The sequence below is a fragment of the Actinoplanes lobatus genome, assembly GCF_014205215.1.
Classification (GTDB): domain Bacteria; phylum Actinomycetota; class Actinomycetes; order Mycobacteriales; family Micromonosporaceae; genus Actinoplanes; species Actinoplanes lobatus.
Map to the genome: position 1 here is coordinate 10,299,320 of NZ_JACHNC010000001.1, position 20,444 is coordinate 10,319,763.

Annotated in this window: 15 protein-coding genes; 10 read left to right on the plus strand and 5 right to left on the minus strand. The window is 71.0% G+C overall.

The features are described from left to right. Window positions 1–61: 61 nt before the first annotated feature. Entirely contained in the window at window positions 62–1,156 is a 1,095-nt protein-coding gene (locus BJ964_RS49455; protein ID WP_188126653.1) for a glycoside hydrolase family 26 protein, read from the minus strand. A 276-nt stretch (window positions 1,157–1,432) separates the two neighbouring features. On the opposite strand from BJ964_RS49455, the gene BJ964_RS46630 reads away from it, so the two are divergent. Together BJ964_RS46630 and BJ964_RS46635 are read left to right on the plus strand one after the other, a co-directional pair. Further along, entirely contained in the window at window positions 1,433–2,029 is a 597-nt protein-coding gene (locus tag BJ964_RS46630; protein ID WP_188126654.1) for a hypothetical protein, read from the plus strand. 170 nt (window positions 2,030–2,199) lie between these two features. Continuing rightward, on the plus strand, window positions 2,200–2,616 hold the full coding sequence (locus BJ964_RS46635; RefSeq protein WP_188126655.1) for a hypothetical protein: 417 nt from the start codon (window positions 2,200–2,202) through the stop codon (window positions 2,614–2,616). Window positions 2,617–2,666: 50 nt separating this feature from the next. Here BJ964_RS46635 and BJ964_RS46640 read toward each other — a convergent pair whose 3' ends face one another. Next, on the minus strand, window positions 2,667–4,502 hold the full coding sequence (locus BJ964_RS46640) for an AMP-dependent synthetase/ligase (RefSeq protein ID WP_188126656.1): 1,836 nt from the start codon (window positions 4,500–4,502) through the stop codon (window positions 2,667–2,669). 109 nt (window positions 4,503–4,611) lie between these two features. Continuing rightward, window positions 4,612–5,817: a TetR/AcrR family transcriptional regulator gene (locus BJ964_RS46645; RefSeq protein ID WP_188126657.1), complete on the minus strand. Its 1,206-nt coding sequence runs from the start codon at window positions 5,815–5,817 to the stop codon at window positions 4,612–4,614. Between the two features lie 114 nt (window positions 5,818–5,931). Between BJ964_RS46645 and BJ964_RS46650 the strand changes: the two genes are divergently transcribed. From BJ964_RS46650 to BJ964_RS46665, 4 genes are all read left to right on the plus strand, one after another. Then, window positions 5,932–7,146: an acetyl-CoA C-acetyltransferase gene (locus BJ964_RS46650; protein ID WP_188126658.1), complete on the plus strand. Its 1,215-nt coding sequence runs from the start codon at window positions 5,932–5,934 to the stop codon at window positions 7,144–7,146. A gap of 14 nt (window positions 7,147–7,160) precedes the next feature. Continuing rightward, on the plus strand, window positions 7,161–9,305 hold the full coding sequence (locus BJ964_RS46655; RefSeq protein ID WP_188126659.1) for a 3-hydroxyacyl-CoA dehydrogenase NAD-binding domain-containing protein: 2,145 nt from the start codon (window positions 7,161–7,163) through the stop codon (window positions 9,303–9,305). A gap of 135 nt (window positions 9,306–9,440) precedes the next feature. Continuing rightward, a complete protein-coding gene (locus tag BJ964_RS46660; protein ID WP_188126660.1) occupies window positions 9,441–10,130 on the plus strand; it encodes a phosphotransferase in 690 nt (229 codons plus the stop codon). A 65-nt stretch (window positions 10,131–10,195) separates the two neighbouring features. After that, complete coding sequence (locus BJ964_RS46665) at window positions 10,196–10,975, plus strand: PIG-L deacetylase family protein (RefSeq protein ID WP_188126661.1); 780 nt, start codon at window positions 10,196–10,198, stop codon at window positions 10,973–10,975. Window positions 10,976–11,726: 751 nt separating this feature from the next. On the opposite strand, the gene BJ964_RS46670 is transcribed toward BJ964_RS46665, so the two are convergent. Together BJ964_RS46670 and BJ964_RS46675 are read right to left on the minus strand one after the other, a co-directional pair. Continuing rightward, the gene (locus tag BJ964_RS46670; protein WP_188126662.1) at window positions 11,727–11,981 is read right to left on the minus strand and encodes a hypothetical protein; all 255 of its coding nucleotides are present in this window, start codon (window positions 11,979–11,981) and stop codon (window positions 11,727–11,729) included. Window positions 11,982–13,530: 1,549 nt separating this feature from the next. Continuing rightward, a complete protein-coding gene (locus BJ964_RS46675; RefSeq protein WP_188126663.1) occupies window positions 13,531–15,291 on the minus strand; it encodes an ABC transporter ATP-binding protein in 1,761 nt (586 codons plus the stop codon). 138 nt (window positions 15,292–15,429) lie between these two features. Between BJ964_RS46675 and BJ964_RS46680 the strand changes: the two genes are divergently transcribed. The 4 genes from BJ964_RS46680 (at window position 15,430) to BJ964_RS46695 (ending at window position 20,271) form a co-directional block, all read left to right on the plus strand. Then, window positions 15,430–16,767, plus strand: coding sequence for an acyl-CoA synthetase (locus tag BJ964_RS46680; RefSeq protein WP_188126664.1), 1,338 nt, complete (start codon window positions 15,430–15,432; stop codon window positions 16,765–16,767). Window positions 16,768–16,803: 36 nt separating this feature from the next. Then, the gene (locus tag BJ964_RS46685) at window positions 16,804–19,029 is read left to right on the plus strand and encodes a putative bifunctional diguanylate cyclase/phosphodiesterase (RefSeq protein ID WP_229807282.1); all 2,226 of its coding nucleotides are present in this window, start codon (window positions 16,804–16,806) and stop codon (window positions 19,027–19,029) included. 43 nt (window positions 19,030–19,072) lie between these two features. Then, window positions 19,073–19,840: a metallophosphoesterase gene (locus BJ964_RS46690; RefSeq protein ID WP_203832717.1), complete on the plus strand. Its 768-nt coding sequence runs from the start codon at window positions 19,073–19,075 to the stop codon at window positions 19,838–19,840. Window positions 19,841–20,034: 194 nt separating this feature from the next. Next, window positions 20,035–20,271, plus strand: a complete 237-nt coding sequence (locus BJ964_RS46695) for a hypothetical protein (protein ID WP_188126665.1) — start codon at window positions 20,035–20,037, stop codon at window positions 20,269–20,271. Window positions 20,272–20,444 lie beyond the last annotated feature (173 nt).

Sequence of the window (20,444 nt, forward strand, 5' to 3'; positions counted from 1 at the left end):
CGGAAGTCTGCCCGCCCCGGTCACAAAAGGCCCACGGTTTTCTCCGCCCGTACGATCGGAATCAACCGCTGAAGCGGGGGCTGCGGGCCATGGCCTGGTAGGCGGTCAGCGCGGCGGAGTCGGTGTCGAAGCGGAAGTTGTGGTCGGTGCCCTCCTGGATGTCGGTGTCGAACCAGACGACGGCGCCGACCGCGGGGGTCTTCTCGACCCAGGAATGCAGCTGCTTGATCCACTTGGCCTTGCCCTGGACCGCGGCGGTCTCCGACAGGATGATCGGCTTCTTGCCGCCGAACCGGTCGGTGACCGGGTCGAACAGGGTCGACGGGGTCTCGTTGAAGAAGTTGTAGCCGGAGATGCCGACCCAGTCGACGTAGTCGTCGCCGGGGTAGTAGCCCTGCACCCTGTTCCAGGAGTCGCCGGGTGACGAGTTCCAGTTGGGACTCCACACCCAGGACACGTTGTCGGCGCCCTGCTCGGCGAAGATGCGGTGCAGGCGACGCCACACCTTCACGTAGTTCGCGGCGCTCTGCCCGTTCTGTGCGCCGCCCCACTCGAACCAGTCGCCGTTCATCTCCCAGCCCCAGCGCAGCAGGATGGGGCGTTTCATGCCCTTGAGCTTGCGGGCGACCGAGCGGATGTTGCCGTCCGAGCCGCCGTCGAGGATGCCCGCGTAGGGGGCGCCGTGCCAGGAGACCATCAGAACGCTGCTCTTGGCGACCTCCGGCTCGGAGGTGGGCACGTAGCCGTCCCACGGGTAGAAGCGGTGGACGATCCGCTGCTCCCGGCCCAGCTGCCGGCGGCGCAGGGCGAGGCTCTGCTGGAGGCTCTTGCCGCCGAGCGCCAGATAGGAGCCGAGCATCACCCGGTCGGCCGGGGCCTGGACGGCACCACCGAGACCGGAGGACGCCACGGTGGACGCCGAGGCGGATGGGGCCGCAGCGCTGGAGGTGACGGTCATCGCCGGGCCGAGCCGGGCGGTCGCCCCGGGGGACGCGGACGGCGGCACGGACGGCGGCGCGACTCCTCCCGCCTGTACGGACGGCGTCTCCGCCGACGACGCCGAGCCACAGCCGGCGGCGCCGGTGAGAGCCAGCAGGGTCAGCAGCTGACGGCGCTTCAGCACACGCCCGTTGCCCGGCTCCAAAACGACACCCACCCCCGATGAGACGACCTGTGAATCCGCCTCATCATGCCCTACCGCCACGGAACGCGTCTCACCTGAACAGCCGGATGACCCAGCCCACAGCCGGATCCCGGGCACTTTCCATCATGTCCGACAAAGCCTCCGCGGGCATTCTTGTCCGGTTGTCACCGGACCGTCCGCGACCGTCTCGGCCGTTTCCCGGACGGTGACCGAAATGGCACGTAACTTCATCGGCGAGTGCCGGGGACGCTGTTCCAGCGGTCTCGGTGAGAATCAGGAGATTTGTTTATGAGAATTCGTAAGAATCGTGTTCTGGCCACCGGGTGCCTCGTCCTGGCGACTGCCGGGCTCGCCCTCACCACCGCCGCTCCGGCCGTGGCCGCGCCGGGCACCGTCGTCGTGGGAGCGGACTATCCGCCACCCGGCGACCCGTACGGCGACGGTTATCCCGGCGGGGGCGGCTACCCCGGCGGAGGCGACTATGGCGGAGGCAACTATCCGGGCGGGGGCGGCTACCCCGGCGGGGGTGGCTATCCCGGCGGAGGTGGCTACCCCGGCGGAGGCGGCGAACCGGGCGGAGGCGGCTACCCCGGCGGCGACTACCAGGGCGACAGCGGAATGCCTGGTGGTGGCTACCAGGACGACAACCGCAAGCCCGGCGGCTACCAGGACGACTACCGCAACACCGGGAAGGCGTCGAAGAAGCAGTTCAAGAAGGGCTTCAAAGAGGGCTTCAAGGACGGCCTCAAGCTGTCCAAGAGGTCGTGCAAGCGCCCGTCGAGCTTCCGGGAAGCGCCGGCGAAGAGCGGCGGCGCCTTCGAGCGCGGCTATGCGCAGGGATTCGACTCGGGCTTCACGAAGGGGTCCGGCAAGAACTGCCACTGATTGATACCACTCCGCGGGTTCGCTCGCGCGCTGTTACCTGAACGACCTCAGAATTCCGGCCGAACGTCTCTACCACACCGTTTCGCCGGATGCCCGCGGACTTGGAGCGTAGCTTTTTTGCCGAGTGCCGGAACACCGCAAAAGGCTCCGGCGACAACGGGGAGAGATTCATGAAACTTCGCAAGAGTTGTGTCCTGGCCGCCAGCACGCTCGTCCTGGCGACAGTCGGAACGTCACTGACCGGATCGCCCGCGATGGCGGCGCCGAACACCAGCGCCGCGAACACCGTCGCCTCGGTCTACCCGCCGCCGGGCGGCGACGACGACGAGTACGACTACGGCTACCGGGACCGTTACCGCGACCGCTACGACGACACCTACCGCGGCTACGGCGAGCGTTACGCCTTCCGGGCGGGCTTCGACCGCGGCTACGAGGAAGGCTTCCGTCAGGCCAAGCGGTTCTGCCGCAAGGCGCGCGAATACAACTACCGGTACGGCGGCGGCTACCGCAGCGCCTACGAGCGTGGTTACGAGCGCGGCTACGACACCGGCTTCGCGCGGGGATGGCGCATCTTCTGCTACCACTGAGTGCTAGTTGACGTCACCGGCCGGAACAGCACTGTTCCGGCCGGTGCCGTTCATCCGCCGTACAGTGCGCCGATCTCGCCGGCGTAGCGCTCCTGGATCACCCGGCGGCGCAGTTTCAGCGTCGGGGTGAGCTCCCCGGTCTCCGGGGTCCACGAGCGCGACAGGATCCGGAACGTCTTGACCTGCTCCGGACGGGACAGTTTCGCGTTGGCGACCGCCACCGCCGCCTCGATCTCGGCGATCAGCACCGGATCGTTCGCGAGCTCGGCGACGGCGCTGGACGGCAGCCCTTTGGACCGGGCCCAGAGCGGGGCGATCTCCTCGTCCAGGACGATCAGCGCGGTCACGTACGGCCGCCGGTCACCCACCGCGACCGCCTGCGCGATGAGCGGATGCGCCCGCAGCAGGTTCTCGATCTGCGCGGGTGAGATGTTCTTCCCGCTCGAGTTGATGATCAGTTCCTTCTTGCGGTCGGTGATGGTGAGGAAGCCCTCGTCGTCGAGGACGCCCACATCACCGGTGGCCAGCCAGCCGTCGGCGTCGGTGATCGGCTCGACGCCGCCGTCGGCGCGCAGGTAGCCGGCGCAGACCAGCGGCCCGCGGACCAGGATCTCCCCGTCCTCGGCGAGCCGGATCTCCATGCCGCCGTTGGGCCGGCCGACCGATCCGGTACGGAAGTGCTCCGGCGTGTTGATCGTCGCCGTACCGGTGGTCTCGGTCAGGCCCCACACCTCCAGCACGTCGATCCCGATGCTGGCCAGGTAGTCGAGCACCTCGACCGGGATCGGCGCCGCACCGCTGCCGGCCCACAGCATGTTGTCCATGCCGAGCCGGGCGCGCAGCGGCTTGAGCACCTGGGCGTCCAGGGTGGCGTGCTTGGCGGCCAGTTCCTCGGGGACCGGCTGTTCGGCCCCGCGCAGCCGGTAGACCTGGAGGGCGACCTCCCGGGCCATGTCGACGGCCGCCTTGATCTGCGGGTCGGCGGCGGCGAGCTGCCCCTGCACGCCGGCGACCATCTTCTCCCAGATCCGCGGTACGCCGAAGAACGACATCGGCCGGATCTTGACCAGCCCGCCGAGCAGCTGGGCCGGGTCGGAGCAGATGGTGACGTGCCCGGCCCGGTAGATCGGGTTGTAGACGCCGAGGACGCGTTCGGCGATGTGCGCGAGCGGCAGGTACGCCAGCGACTCGGTGTGCTCCGGGGTGTCGATGGTGTGCTGCATGACCACGGTCTGGTAGATCACGTTGTGGTGGGTGAGCACGACGCCCTTGGGGTCGCCGGTGGTGCCGGAGGTGTAGAGCAGGGTGACCGGCTGGTCCGGCCGGACCTCCCGCCACGCCTTCTCGAACGCGGCCGGGTCGGCCTGATGCGCGGCGGAACCGCGGACGGCGACCTGGCGCAGCGAGACCACCCGGTCGGCGCCGGTGTCGCCGGTGTTCTCCGCGTCGACCACCACCACTCGGCGGATCTCCGGTACGTCGTCGAGGATCGGCTGCCAGCGTTCCAGCGCCGCCCGGTTCTCCAGGACGACGATCTCGGCGTGGCTGTGCCGGGCCAGGTAGCGCAGCTGGTCGGTGGAGAGGGTGGCGTAGACGGTGGACGGGACGGCGCCCAGGTGGGCGGCGGCGAGGTCGACGATCCAGTGTTCGGGCCGGCTGGACATCATGATCAGCAGCCGGTCGCCGGAGCTCAGCCCCAGGTCGGCGAGCCCGCGGGAGACCACGGTGATCTCGTCGCGCAGCTGCCGCCAGGTCAGCGTCTCTGGTGAGCCGAGCCGGCTGAGCGCCGGCAGATCGGGGTGTTCGGTCGCGTTGCGGTGCACCAGTGCGGGAATCGTCAGATCGCGGGCGATGTCTGAGCATCGCTGTGCAAGGGCGGGATCCATGAGCTGCCTCCTGGAGAGCCGAAGACGGACGGCTATGGCGCGACTGTAAACGCGCACTAACTTCCTGGGAAGGCAAGGAGCGAATCCGGCCTAACTTTTTCGGCGCGGATCAGGCACGGAGCACCGTCAGAGCGAGCCGGACGAGGTGCCGGTCCATACCCGAGCGACGATCGAAACGAACCAGCCGGCTCAGGTCGGTGACCAGGTTGAGACCGGCATGGACCAGCACCCGGGCCTCCGGCACGGGCAGTCCGGGGCGCAGCCGGCCGAGCAGCCGGACCCACTCCTCCACATGCAGCCGCTGCACCTTGCGCAGCTCATGCCGGTCGGCCTCGGGCAGGTTGTTGTTCTCCGCGAGGTAGACCGACACCAGCGCGCTGCGCTCGAAGGTCAGCTCCACGTAGGACTCCGCCATCCGGCGCAGCGCGTCCTCGTCGTCGGTCGCGCCGGCCAGGGCGGCGGCGGTCGACTCGGCCACCCGCTCCGAGGCCCGATAGAAGGCGGCCGCGAGGATGTCGGCTTTGCCGGGGAAGTAACGATAGACACTGGACGCGTTGATCCCCGCGGCACGACCGATGTCCTCCACACCGACGGCGTGGTAGCCGTACCGATGGAAGAGCTTGACCGACTCGGCCAGCAGGATCTCCCGGCGCGCGGTCACCCCCAGCGTCGGCTCCGGTTCCGGGTACTCCGTCGTGGGCGCCGCCGGCGTCGCCGGCTCGTCGCGCAGCACCGCCCAGGCCACGCGGCGCAGGACGGCCTCACCCCGGCCCCGCGCGATCACCGCCCGGTGCGTGCCCAGGCTGCCGAACACGCTGAGAGCGGCGCGGACCATGGCGGCCGCGTCCCGGCCGGAGAGCTCGGGCCGCAGACCCCGCAACGGTACGGCGAGACGCTCCGCCAGCACCCCGAGGTCCACCATGAACTCCTCCCGGTGCTCGGGCGCCAGATAGCGCCACTCCCACTGGTAGAGCCCGGCCACCCGGCGGTGCTCGACGGCCAGCCGGGCCAGCACCACCAGCAACCGGTCGAGCCGCTGCTCCGGATCGGGACCGTCGGGCAGGTCGGTGGCGGCCAGCACCGCGTCGGCGAGCTGGCGGGTGGCGTGGATCAGCATCGCGTACTTGTTCGGGAAGTGGCGGTAGATGGCCGGACCGCTGATCCCGACCACGGTGGCGATCTCGTCGAGACTCACCCCGTGGTAACCCCGGTCACAGAACATCTCCGCAGCGGCCAGGGCGAGCTGCGTCTTACGGTTCTTCGGCCGCTTGCGGACCTCGGCTGGGGCCGGCTCGCCGGCCGCGGCGATGCTCATGACGCACAGCCTATCGGTGATCTGTGGTTCGCCCGACCTTCGTCGCCATATCCTTGACACCTAGCGGAAACATCGGCAAAAGTTAGCCGCAATTCGCATCCAGGGGAGCAGTCGATGACGACCGAGGCCTATCTGTACGACGCCGTGCGCACGCCGCGCGGCCGGGGGAAGAAGACCGGATCCCTGCACGGGGTGAAACCCATCTCACTGGTGGTGGGTTTGATCGACGAGCTGCGGCGACGTTACCCGGGCGTGGACCCGGCCGACATCGAGGACGTGGTCCTCGGCGTGGTGTCCCCGCTCGGCGACCAGGGCTCCGACATCGCCAAGACCGCCGCGCTGGCCGCCGGCCTGCCGTACGAGTCGGCCGGCGTCCAGCTCAACCGCTTCTGCGGCTCCGGCCTGGAGGCGGTCAACATCGCCGCCCAGAAGATCCGCTCCGGCTGGGAGGACCTGGTCCTCGCCGGCGGTGTCGAGTCGATGTCGCGGGTGCCGATGGGCTCCGACGGCGGCGCCTGGGCGATGGACCCGGACACCGCGCTGAACACCGACTTCATCCCGCAGGGCATCAGCGCCGACCTGATCGCCACGATGGACGGGTTCAGCCGTGAGGACGTCGACGCCTTCGCCGTCGGCTCCCAGCAGAAGGCGGCGAAGGCCTGGCAGAACGGGTACTTCGACCGTTCCGTCGTCCCGGTCCGTGACCGCAACGGCCTGCTCATCCTCGACCGCGACGAGCACATCCGCGCGGACAGCACGGTGCAGAGCCTGGGCAAACTGCCCGCCTCCTTCGCCACCATCGGCGACCAGGGCGGCTTCGACGCCGTGGCGCTCCAGAAATACCACTGGGTCGAGAAGATCAACCACGTGCACAGCGCCGGCAACTCCTCCGGCATCGTGGACGGCGCGGCACTGGTCATGATCGGCTCCGAGCGGGCCGGGCAGCGCGCCGGGCTCACCCCGCGCGCCCGCATCGTCTCCGCCGCGCTCAGCGGCGCCGACCCCACGATCATGCTGACCGGCCCGGCCCCGGCCGCCCGCAAGGCGCTCGCCAAGGCCGGCCTGACCGTCGACGACCTCGACCTCGTCGAGATCAACGAGGCGTTCGCGGCCGTCGTGCTGCACTTCATCGACGACCTCAAACTCGACCCGGAGAAGGTCAACGTCAACGGCGGCGCGATCGCCATGGGCCACCCGCTGGGCGCCACCGGCGCCATGATCCTCGGCACCCTCGTCGACGAGCTGGAGCGGCGCGGTGGCCGGTACGGCCTGGCCACGCTCTGTATCGGCGGCGGCATGGGCATCGCCACCATCGTCGAACGGCTCTGAGGGGAAAACCGACAGTGACTGACACCATTCGCTACGACCGCGGTGACGACGGCATCGTCGTGCTCACCCTCGACGACCCGCGCCGCGGCGCCAACACCATGAACGACGCGTACGTCGCCAGCATGGAGGCCACCGTCTCCCGCCTGGAGGCCGAGCGCGACCAGATCACCGGCGTCATCATCACCTCGGCGAAGAACTCCTGGTTCGCCGGCGGTGACCTGGACCAGCTCGGCTCCGTACCGGCCGACCAGGGCCAGGACGTCTTCGACCTGTCCACCCGGGTCAAGGGCCAGCTGCGGCGGCTCGAGACGCTCGGCAAGCCGGTCGTCGCCGCCATCAACGGCTCCGCGCTCGGCGGTGGACTGGAGCTGGCGCTGTCCTGCCACCGGCGGATCGCGCTGAACAACCCGAAGACCGAGATCGGCCTGCCCGAGGTCACCCTCGGACTCCTCCCGGCCGGTGGCGGCGTCGTCCGTACCGTCCGGTTGCTCGGTCTTGTCAATGCTCTGACCCAGGTGTTGCTCCAGGGCACCCGGCACCGGATCGCTGCGGCGCTCAAATTGGGCCTCGTCGACCAGGTCGTGGACACCCCGGACGAGCTGATCGCCGCGGCCCGCGAGTGGATCGCCGCCAACCCGGCCGCCGCCCAGCCGTGGGACACCAAGGGCTACAAGATCCCCGGCGGCACCCCGTCCACCCCGGCGCTCGCCTCGATGCTGCCCGCCTTCCCGGCGAACCTGCGCAAGCAGCTCAAGGGCGCGTTCTACCCGGCGCCGCGCAACATCCTGTCGGCCGCCGTCGAGGGCGCCCAGGTCGATGTGGACACCGCGTTCGTCATCGAGACCCGCTACTTCGTCGAGCTGGTCACCGGCCCGGTCGCCAAGAACATGATCAAGGCGTTCTTCTTCGACCTGAACGAGGTCAGCCAGCGCGACATCGGCGAGGTGCCGCCGATCACCAAGGTGGCCGTCCTCGGCGCCGGCATGATGGGCGCCGCCATCGCGTACGTCTGCGCCCGCGCCGGCCTGCCGGTGGTCCTGCGCGACGTCTCCCTCGACGGCGCCGTCCGCGGCAAGGGCTACGCCGAGAAGATCGTCGCCAAGGACGTCGGCCGCGGCCGGATCAGCGAGGACAAGGGCCGCGCCCTGCTCGGCCTGATCACCGCCACCGACCAGGTGGCCGACCTGGCCGGCGCCGACCTGGTGATCGAGGCCGTCTTCGAGGACCCGGCCCTCAAGCACAAGGTCTTCGCCGAGATCGAGGGCATCGTGGCGCCCGACGCGCTGCTCTGCTCCAACACCTCCACGCTGCCGATCACCGCGCTCGCCGACGGCGTCCAGCGCCAGGCCGACTTCATCGGCCTGCACTTCTTCTCCCCGGTCGACAAGATGCCCCTGGTCGAGGTGATCAAGGGCGAGAAGACCAGCGACCTGACCGTACGCCGGGCGCTCGACGTGGTCCGCAGGCTGCGCAAGACGCCGATCGTGGTCAACGACAGCCGCGGCTTCTTCACCAGCCGGGTGATCGGCACCTTCACCAACGAGGGCATCGCGATGCTCGCCGAGGGTGTCGCGCCGGCCAGCATCGAGCAGGCCAGCAGCCAGGCCGGTTACCCGGCCCCGGTGCTCCAGCTGATGGACGAGCTGACCCTCACCCTGCCCCGCAAGATCCGCAACGAGTACCGGGCCGCCGCCTCGGCCGCCGGCCAGCAGTGGGAGGCGCACCCCGCCGACGAGGTCATCGACCGGATGATCGACGAGTTCGGGCGGCCCGGCCGCTCCGGCGGGGCCGGCTTCTACGAGTACGCCGACGGCCGGCGCACCGGGCTGTGGGCGGGCCTGTCCGCCTTCGCCAAGCCCGACGTGACCATCCCGTTCGAGGACCTCAAGGAGCGGATGCTCTTCATCGAGGCGATCGAGACGGTGAAATGCCTTGACGAGGGGGTGCTGCTGTCGGTCGCCGAGGCCAACATCGGCTCCATCTTCGGCATCGGCTACCCCGGCTGGACCGGCGGTGTGCTCCAGTACATCAACCAGTACGAGGGCGGCCTGCCCGGCTTCGTGGCCCGTGCCCGGCAGCTCGCCGAGCGCTACGGCGACCGGTTCACCCCGCCGCCGCTGCTGATCGCCAAGGCGGACGCGGGCGAGATCTTCGCCTGAGTCTCCTCCGGGCCCGCTCCCCTGAGAAAGGGGGGCGGGCCTGGGCGATATCCGTCACTTGACGGCGGCCGGTAGGACACCCGGCCGATGCATGATCCATGATCTCCGGACTACCGTCCATGCCGGAGGTTGATCATGAATCAGGACGAGGAGTTACCGGGCGAGCCGTGGACCCCCGCGGTCGAGGCCCTGCTGCGGCACCTGGCGGACGCCGGGTTCGACGGCGCGCCGCCGGTCGAGGAGCAGACCCTCCGGGGCGTACGCACCGGAACCGTGCTCCCCTGGCCCGAATGGACCCGCCAGGACGACACCCTCTGGCAGGTCGCCCAGTGGCTGCGCGAATACCACGAGGCCGTCGCCGACTTCGTCCCGCCCGACGACGCGATCTGGCGCAAGGGCGGCGCCTGGGAACCCGGGCTCGTCATCGGCCACAACGACGTGGCGCCCTACAACGCCACCCGGGCCGGGCAGCGCCTCACCGGCTTCGTCGGCTGGGACTTCGCCGGCCCTGTCACCCGCGCCGCCGACCTCGCCTTCACCGCCTTCGCCTGGGTGCCGCTCAACGCCCGCGACGTCGGCTTCGCCGAGGGCTGGACCGCCTTCGCCGACCGGCCCCGCCGGCTGCGCATGCTGCTCGACGCCTACCGCTGGCAGGGCACCGCCGCCGACATGATCCGCGAGGTCCGCGACCGCATCAGCGCCGCCATCCACGACATCCGCCGCCTCGCCACCGCCGGCGACCACGACTGCCGCGAACTCGTCCACTCCGGATTCGACGCCCGCCTCGCCATGGCCGTGAAGGAGCTGGCCACCTTCCCGGGGTGACCCTGGGGTAACCCGGACAAGTGACCCGTGAGCATCCGGCGAGCACACGGCCCCAGCATGAGACCATGCTCACCGAACTCGGCACCATCCTGGGCGTCTGGGCGCACCCCGACGACGAGGCCTACCTGTCCGGCGGCCTGATGGCCCTGGCCCGCGACGCCGGCTCCCGGGTGGTCTGCGTCACCGCCACCCGCGGCGAACGCGGCACCCCCGACCCGCACACCTGGCCACCACACCGCCTGGCCGAGCGCCGCACCACCGAACTCGACGCCTGCCTGCGCCTGCTCGGCGTCGAGGAACACCACTGGCTCGGCTACCCCGACGGCCGGTGCGCCGAAATCCCGCCATCCGCGGCCGTCGACCGGCTCAGCACCCTGATCGCCGAGATCCGCCCGGACACCGTCGTCAGCTTCGGCCCCGACGGCAACACCGGCCACCCCGACCACCAGGCCGTCGCCCGCTGGACCGCCACCGCCGTCGACCACGCGGCCCCCGCACACACCCGCCTGCTCCAGACCGCGGTATCCGCCACCTGGGCCGACCGGTGGCGCACGGTCAACGACCGCTTCCGGATCTTCCTCCCCGGCTACCCCAAAACCCGGCCGGAACAGGCTTTGACCCTGCACCTCACCCTCGACGAACCCACTGTGGACCGCAAACTGCGCGCCCTGGCCGCCCAGACCACCCAGACCTCGGCCCTCATCGCCGAGATGGGCCCAGCCGCCTACGCCGCATGGATCGCCGAGGAGGCCTTCACCGAGGCGGCGCCCCTCCCCCACCATCCCTGCCCCCGCTGCTGGTGGAACCCCGACGAGGCCCGCTGGAGGTGCGCCACTCCCTCGTGAAAACCCGCATCGGTACGACCAACCCCGTCCCCAACCGCATCCACCCCGTCCCCCAGCTGTCCGCCACCTGATCCCCGGTCCATCAGGCGAGGCCCGCACCGGCCCGATCCGCGACTCACCCTCCGGGCCCTACCCCACCCACAGCATCCGGCCCGCCCCACAACCAGCCCGGCCCGCCACCCCACCTTCACGGCGCCCAACCCCCACGCCCAACCCCCGCGCCCCGCCACCGACACAGCCCCGGCCAGCCCTCGGTGCCCAACCAGCCGCGTTCCGCACCGCCCACCAACCACCCACACCCTCACCACCAAGCCCCACGCCACCACCACCCAGCCACACCCACACCACCCATCGCCCAGCCGCGCCTACACCACCCATCGCCCAGCCGCGCCTACACCACTCGTCAAGCCGGCACCCGACCCAGCCGAACCCCAGCCACTCACCACCGCGGCACCCGACCGGCCAGGACCGATTGCGATCAGGTGAATCACGCATGCATCCTGCTGCCGGCAACCTGGCGAGAATCGTGTCGACAATTTCCGAACGGATCGCATCTCCCAAATTGGCATGATCGACTTCTTGTACGGCCTTACACTTTTCCTTCTGGGCGCAGGACAATTTATGCATGGCCCAGATCCAGTTGTTCACTGCGAGTGAGCTTGCCACAATGCGCGATCGACGCGCACGTCGCAATTACTCTCCGGCGGCTGAGGAATTCCGCCGCGAGCATGAGCGTCATCGCGCATGGGGTCTAGGCCAGCGTCACGCACAGCGCTTGCGCCGCGCCCGCACGCAGGCAATTCCGTGGCCCCACACCCCCGCCGACCCCGTGCCCGAGGCCCACACCGACACCGTGCCCGACACCGAGGCCCAGACCCAGGCCCAGGCCGCGCCCGACACCGAGGCCCACACCGCCACCGCGCCCGACACCGAGGCCCAGACCCAGGCCCAGGCCGCGCCCGACACCGAGGCCCACACCGCCACCGCGCCCGGCACCGAGGCCCACGCGGACACCCGCGCTCAAACCCTTCCCGACACCTCCGCCGATGCCGAGGCCCACGCTGGCGTCTGCACTCAAACCCTTCCTACAGCCCGGGCCCTTGCCGGGGCCAAGAGCCGTGACCAGCGCGAAGGTGACATCCACGCCGATCAGGCCGCTGGATCGCCCCACATTTGCGTTCGAGCCCGTCACTTCGAAGCGTCGGCGTGGCGCCCAACCAGCTCACCGACGGTCGCCGGCCGGGCCACGACGCCCGGTCGACGAGCGGTCATGGGATCCCAGCTCTCGACAGCCGAAGGTAGAACTCAAACCCTCATCGGCGTGGAGCCTCTGGGACTCGGCCGACCCGGCGCCACTCCAGGACAGAGACCCGAGCAGGGCCGTTCAGCGACGGTACCCACCAGTGAAGACAGGGCCGCTGCTGGGCTAGCGGGTCTACCTTCACCCGTCAGCTGTTCTGCCATGCGGGCCACTCGCGAACGAGACTCCATCGCACGCCCGCTACGACGACCAGCCGGTGGCCGGCCAAGCCCACTGATCAGCCCAGCGCACCAAAGGCGGGTCATAGGCCGGCCAGTCCTACGCAGCCGCTTCCTAAACCATCCCAACCCTTTTATTCAGGTACAAACAAACTCACACGACTGGAGATCGAATCTATCCGGAAGCCCGCCCTGCATTTCGGTGGGCGCGACCACCCACAGGAATTTTCGCCTCGTGGTTTGCGACGGAAACCGAGCATCCCGCTTCACGCTTGATTCCTCGCCTGCCGCACTTTTTCTGGCAGGTCATCCGGAATGGCGTCGCGCCTCAATGACGGCACCATGAAGCGGGGCGCTCGAATCCGACACGCAATGCGCGGGAACGGTTTGGGCGTGTCCGTTTTCCGGTGGCTGTGCGCTGAGGCCGAGATTGTCCGGCTGGTCCTGGCTGCTATCTCAACGGCGCCGAGACGGCGCTCGAAGCAGTACCCGGGCGCGGACGAAGTTGACCGGGCAACCCAACCCGGCGCGCGGCACGCGGACGGGGAAGCGCGGGGTGGGCAACCCGGCCCGGCACGCGGCAACCGCCCGGGCAGCACGCGGACGGGGAAGCGCAGGCGGACAGTCCGGCCCGGCACGCGGACGGGGAAGCGCGGGTCGGCAGTCCGGCCCGGCACGCGGCAAACGCCCGAGCGGCACGCGGACGGGGAAGTGCGGGTGGGCAACCCAGCCCGGCACGCGGCAAACGCCCGAACGGCACGCGGGCGGGGAAGCACGGGTCGGCAGTCCGGCCCGGCACGCGGGCGGGGAAGCGCGGGTCGGCAGTCCGGCCCGGCGCGCGGCAAACGCCTGAGCGGCGGCCGGGTGTGGAAGAGGGTGGGCGGGTAACCCAGCTCGGAGCACAACGAGCGGCTGAGGGGGTCGTGGGTGTAGGTGAGGGTGAGTTGGGGCCCGGCCCGGCGTGCGGCGAACGACTGAAGGGGTTGTGGGTGTTGGTGAGGGTGAGTGGGCAGCTCAGCCCGGCGGGGGCGGCACGGGCTTGAGTGGGGACTGGGTCGCGGGAGATGGCGGAGCGGTCATAGGAAGGGGGACGGCGTCACTCGTACGATCGATGGGGTTTGATCTGCCAGGGAGCGGTAGTAAGGGTCGGAGCGCTGCAACTCGCTGTGTGTGCCTGTGGCTGTCACCACGCCCGCGTCGATGACCAGGATCTGGTCGGCGGAGCGGATGGTGGTGGAGCGGTGGGCGATCACCATGAGTGAGCAGACCGCGGAGACCTCGCGGAGGGTGGCCGTCAAGGCCCGTTCGCTGTCGGGGTCCAGGTGGGCGGTGGGCTCGTCCAGCAGGATCAGCTCGGGGCGGGCCAGCAGGCAGCGGGCGATCGCGACGCGCTGGCGCTGGCCTCCGGAGAGGCGGCGGCCCCGTTCTCCTACCGGGGTGTCCAGGCCCAGCGGGAGGGCGGAAACGACCGGGAGCAGGCCGGTCATCGCCAGGACGCGGCTCAGTTCGTGGTCGTCGGGCCGGGTGGCGCCGTAGAGGAGGTTCTCGCGGAGGGTTCCGGCCAGCAGGGGGCAGTCCTGTTCGACCAGGCCCACCGTGGCGCGGTGGTGGGCGTAGCGGGTCCAGCGGGCGTCGCGGCCGTTCAGCAGGACGGTGCCGCGGTCCGGGTCGTAGAAGCGTTCGGCCAGGGCGAAGATCGTCGACTTGCCGGCGCCGGACGGGCCGACCAGGGCCGTCTGGCCGCGGGACGGGACGGTGAAGCCGATGCCGCGCAGCACCGGGCGGCCGGGCTCGTAGCCGAACCAGACGTCGCGGAACTCCAGGACCGGCGACGGACGGCGGGTGGCGCCGCGGACCCGGGCCACCGCGATCGGGCGGTCGCCCTCGACCGGCAGGGACAGCACCTCGTTGATCCGGTGCAGCGCGCCGGAGCCCTGCTGGACGGCGCTCACCGCCTGGAAGATCTCGTAGATGGGGGCCGCCAGGTAGGTCATCGCCAGGGTGAAGCCGACCAGTTCGCCCAGGGTGATCGCGCCGGACGACACCCGGGACGCGCCGACCAGCAGGACCGCCAGGAACGCGCCGCTGACCGCCAGGTCGTTGGCCGGGCCGCTGAGGGCGACCATGCCGGCCATCCGCAGATTCGCCAGGTAGGCGTGCCGCGCCGACGAGTCCAGGCGGTCGGCTTCGGCCCGTTCCGCCCGGCAGGCCCGCACCACCCGGATGCCGCCGAGGACGCGTTCCAGATCGGACAGCAGCATCCCCTCCGCTGACTGGGCGGTACGCGACGCGATCCGCACCCGGCGCACCACCGCCAGCAGCGCCCCGAACGAGCCGCCGAACAGCACCACGACGGCGGCCAGCAGCCACGGGTCCAGCCACGCGAGCACGCCGACCGCCGCGATCAGGCCGATCAGCCCGGCCACGCCGGTGCCGAGGCTCTGCGCGATCAGCGTCTTCACGGCGGCCGTGTCGCCGCAGGCGCGGGCGATCAGATCCCCGGTACGTCCACGCTCCAGCACCGACAGCCGCACCCGCAGCAGGTGGCCGGTCACGTCCCGGCGCAGGTCACGGGTCATCGTCTCGCCGGTGTGCGCCTGGACGTACCGGGCCAGGGCCAGGGCGCTGGCCTGCGCCGCGAACAGGGCGGCCAGTGCGCCGATCACCGGCCAGGGCAGCCGGCCGGCCGCGGCGCCGTCGACCGCGAGCCGGGCCAGCAGCGGCTGGGTGAGCGCCAGCAGGGTTCCGAAGAGACTGAGTGCGGCCGCTCCCAGGATGCGCCCGCGATAGCCGCGGGCCAGCCGGTGCAGGTCCCGCCACCGGGCCAGGTCAGCCATCCCACCGCCCCTCTCACCAGGGGATTTGGACACCAGTAGATTTAGACCGTAGGCAGACGTTTCGGACAGCGACAACGCCGGTGCCCGGATCCCAGGCGCGGCAAGGGGCGAGCCGTCGCACTTTCGTAGGATCCGGTCATGCCGTTGCTCACCGCACTGCACGAAGCCGCCGACCTGGAAGCGGCGGTGACCGCGCCGGACGGGTCGCTGTCCCGTCACGAGTTGCTGGACCGGGCCGGGCGGGTGGCCGCCGAGATCGCCGGGGCGCCGATCGTGGCGGTGGATGCGACGCCGAGCCTGTCGACGATCGTGGCGGTGACCGGGGCGCTGCTGGCGGGGGTGCCGATCGTGCCGATCCCACCGGACGCGGGTGTTCTGGAGCGGCGGCACATCCTGGAGGATTCGCGAGCAGCGCTCATTTTGCCCGATTTTATCCCTCTAAATCCGGGCAAGTCGGAGGTCTCCGCGGCGCTCGTCCTCTACACCAGCGGCACCACCGGCGCCCCCAAGGGCGTCGTGATCTCCGAAGAGGCCATCGCCGCCGACCTGGACGCCCTGGCCGCCGCCTGGCAGTGGACCCCCGACGACACCCTGGTCCACGGCCTGCCCCTCTACCACGTCCACGGACTGGTCCTGGGCATCCTGGGACCCCTGCGCCTGGGATGCCGCCTGATCCACACCGGCCGCCCCACCCCGGCCAACTACGCGGCCGCCGCCGGAACCATGTACTTCGGCGTACCCACCGTCTGGTCCCGGATCGCCGCCGACCCCACCGCCGCGAAGGCGCTGGAACCCGCCCGCCTGCTGGTCTCCGGCAGCGCCCCGCTCCCGCCCTCGGTCTTCGACGGTCTCGCCACGCTGACCGGGCAGTCCCCGGTCGAGCGGTACGGCATGACCGAAACCCTGATCACGGTGAGCACCCGCGCCGACGGCGAACGCCGCCCCGGCCAGGTGGGCACTCCCCTGCCCGGGATCGCGACCCGGCTGGCCGACGAGTCCGGCGCACCGCTGCCCGCCGACGGCGAGACCATCGGCCACCTCCAGGTGACCGGGCCCACCCTGCTCGACGGCTATCTGCGCGACGGCGGCGTACGGGCCCCCGACCTGGTCGACGGCTGGTACCCGACCGGCGACGTGGCGACGATCGCCCCCGACGGCTGGCACCGCATCGTCGGCCGCGCCTCCACCGACCTGATCAAGACCGGCGGCTACCGGGTCGGCGCCGGCGAGGTGGAGGACGCCCTGCTGCTGCACCCGGCGGTACGGGAGGCCGCGGTGATCGGCACCCCGCACGCCGACCTGGGGGAGCAGATCACCGCGTACGTGGTCGGCGATCCGGTCACCGAGCAGGAACTGATCGCCTTCGTCGCCGAACGCCTGGCCGCCCACAAACGGCCCCGCCGGGTACGCCACGTCGCAGAACTGCCCCGCAACGCCATGGGCAAGGTGCAAAAAGGTTTGCTCTCCTCGGATTGACTCAACCGGCGGCCCACCGTTGCCGATCGAGCCGCCGTGACGAAACCATCCCTGCGCACCGCCACCGGGCTGGCCGTGTGCGCGGCGGCCTGGGTGCTGGCCGCCTTCATCATCGCCGTCGTCGGCATGCTGCGACCGGTGCCGTCCTGGCTGCTCTGGCCCGCCGCCGTCGGCAGCGTCGGCACCGCGATCGCGGCCTGCCGGGTCGCCGCGGCCGGCGGGAAGGGACCGGTCCGTCTCCTCTGGCGGCGGTTCTCGATCGCCTGCGCGCTGCTGCTCGCCGGCATCGGGGTGCAGATCGTCAGCCAGGCGGTTCTCGGTGCCGCCCTGAGGCCGATGAGCCCGATCACGGCGGCCCTGTTCGCCATCGCGGCCGGCTACGCCATGCTGGCGGTCTTCCGGCTGCCGACGGCCCGTGGCAGCTGGCGGACCACCCTCGCGACCTTCCTGGACGTCGCGATCGTCGGGGTGGCCGCGGCGGTCGTCCTCACCCACTTCCTCGTGCGTACCACCCCTGACGGCTCCGGTAGCCCGATCACCGCCGCGCTGCTGGTCACCGTGGTGCTGGTCGCGTCGTCGACGATCGTCATGGTGCTCAAGGTGGGCGTCACCGGCGCCGCACCGGTCCTGGCTCCGGCCCTGTGGGCGCTCGCCCCGACCGGCCTGCTCGGCCCGGTCGCCTGGCTGCTGCGGCCCGCCCTGGACCCGTGGCCGCACCTGAGCGGCGCCGTCATCGCGCTGCCGATCGCCGGTCTCCTGTTCACTCTGGCCGCCTGGGTCCAGACCCGGACCGTGGCGTCCGAGCCCCGCCCCGCCACACGCCGGATCAGCCTCGTCCCGTACATCGCGGTCGCGGTGGTCGTCATCCTGCTGATCACCGTCACCCTGCGCACCGGCTTCCTGCCGCCCCGCCTGGCCGGCGGGTCCGTGGCGCTGACCGTCCTCGTGATGATCCGGCAGCTCGCCGCGCTGCTCGACAACTCGGTGCTGCTCGACCGGATGGAGGACCAGGCCCAGCACGACGAACTGACCGGCCTGCCGAACCGGCGGCTGTTCACCACCACCCTGGCGGAACGCACCGCGCCGACCACGGTCGCGGTCTGCGACCTGGACGGGTTCGCGGCGCTCAACGACCAGCTCGGCGACGACGTCGGCGACATCCTGCTGCGCGCCGCCGCCGAACGGGTCGCCGCGGTCACCGGCGGCGCCGTGGTGGTGGCCCGGCTGCTCGGCGACGAGTTCGGCGTCCTGATGCCCGGCATCGACGCCGACCTCGCCGAAACCCTGGTGGACGCGTTCCGCACCCCGTTGCGGGTGGACGACCGGGTTCTCCTGGTGACCGTCACGTCCGGGGTGGCGACCGGCGCCGGGGAGGCGGTGCCGGACCTGCTGCGCCGCGCCGAGCTGGCCCTCCAGGCGGCGAAGTACACCGGCGCGGACCGGGCCCGCGAGCACACCAGCGCTCTCGACGCCACCGCCCAGCACCACGCCGAACTGGCCGCCGGCCTGCGCCGCGGTCTCGAACGGGGCGAGTTCAAGCTGCTCTACCAGCCGATCGTGGAACTGCCCAGCGGCTCGGTCGCCGCTGTCGAGGCACTGATCCGCTGGCAGCCGAACGACCAGCCGGTGATCTCGCCGGCCGAGTTCATCCCGGTCGCCGAGCACAGCGGCCTGATCATCGACCTGGGCGCCTGGATCATCGACACCGCCTGCGCCGACGCCGCCGCCTGGCAGCTGCGGTACGGCACCGCCGGACCACTCGTCAGCATCAACGTCTCGGCCCGGCAGCTGCTCGACCCGGACCTGCCCGGCATGGTCGCCGACGCGCTGTCCCGGCACGGGCTCACCCCGGACCGGATCACCATCGAGATCACCGAGACCGCGGTGTTCGCCGGCGGCGCGGCCATGGAGACCGTCCGCGAGCTCCGCGAACTCGGCGTCGGCGTGGCGCTGGACGACTTCGGCACCGGGCACAGCTCGCTCACCCTGCTGCGTACCTGCCCGGTCACCACTCTCAAGGTGGACAAGTCGTTCATCGACGACCTCAACGGCACCGCCGAGCAGGAGGCGATCGCCTCGTCGCTGAGCACCATCGCGGCGACGCTCGGCCTGCGCGCCGTGGCCGAGGGTGTGGAGACCCAGGACCAGGCGGACCGGCTGCACGCGCTCGGCTACCGGTACGCCCAGGGCTTCCACTTCTCCCGCCCGATCCCGGCCCCGGACATCGATGCCCTGCTCAACGCCCCGGTGCTGACCGCATGAGTCTCAACACCGCTGACATATGACAGGGCTATAGTCCTCGCCCGTGCCGCCTCTCTTCGCCGCCAGTGACATGCACGGACACCGAACCGAGTTCCGCGACGCCCTGCACGAAGCCGGCCTGATCGACGCGGCCGGCGACTGGTGCGGCGCGGACGCCCGGCTGTGGCTGCTCGGCGACTACTTCGACCGCGGCCCCGACGGCCTCGGCATCGTCGACGACATCCGCCGCCTGCACGCCCAGTCCGGCGGCAACGTCCGGGCGCTGCTCGGCAACCACGAGGTGTTCCTGCTGGCCGCACACCGCTTCGGCACCGATCCGGTGCCGGGCTGGCCGGCGTCGGAGGGCGGCTACTACGGGGCCTGGCGCCTCTACGGCGGCCGCGAGAACGACCTGCGCGGCCTCACCCCCGACCACCTGGCGTGGCTGGCCACCCTCCCGGCGCTGACCGTCGCCGACGACCACCTGCTGACCCACTGCGACAGCACCGCGTACCTGGAGTTCGGCGCCTCCCTCACCGCCGTCAACGATCACGTGGCCGGCGCACTGGCCAGCAGCGACCCGTACATCTGGCTGCACCTGTGGTCCCGCTTCTGCGGCCGCGGCGACCTCCGCTCCCCCGCCGCCGTCGACAAACTGCTGTCCGCCTACGGCGGTTCGACCATCGTGCACGGCCACAGCACGCTGCTCAGCCACTTCGGCCTCACCCCGGCCCAGGCCGTCTCGGCCCACCGCTACAACGGCGGCCGCGTCATCGCCGTCGACGGCGGCGTCTTCGAGGGCGGCCGCATCCTGGTCACCCGTCTGACCTGACACGGCTCGCTCCGCTTCGCCTCTTTCCAGCTTTTGTACGGCTACGCGCCCCCATTCGTGCGGGCGGCGACCTGATTGCCACGCGCGCCCGCGAGGCCCACGCCGGGCGTAGATCGTGTGCCCCCACCTCACCCCTTCGACAGCCCCGGCCAAGACCCGGGCGTGGCGGGCGAGGGCGCGGGTACGGTGCGGGTGTGAGTCTGTGTCCCGAATGCGGCGTGGCCGGGGTACCACTGATCTTCGGCCTTCCGGTGCCGGAGGCGCTCGCGGCCGCGCAAAACGGAGAGCTGGCACTCGGTGGTTGTCTCATGCCCCCGCGGCCACCCAACTGGGAGTGCCCCGGCGGGCACCGATGGCGCGACGGGGACGAGACCGCGTTCGACGAGCGGCTGCTGACGGTTCTCGCCGCGCACGGGTACCGCCCCGATTGAGCCCGGGCCACGACCCTCCGATCACGCACAGCTGCCACACAGCAACGCATGTCGTACCTGCTGATGACTCATCGTGCCGTCTCGAATACCGAGACCCGTTGGGCTCGCCCTGGCTTGCGACGGTCATGTACCGTTCCGTCGCGCCGGGGTCGGGTGGGCATCACCGTCGATAC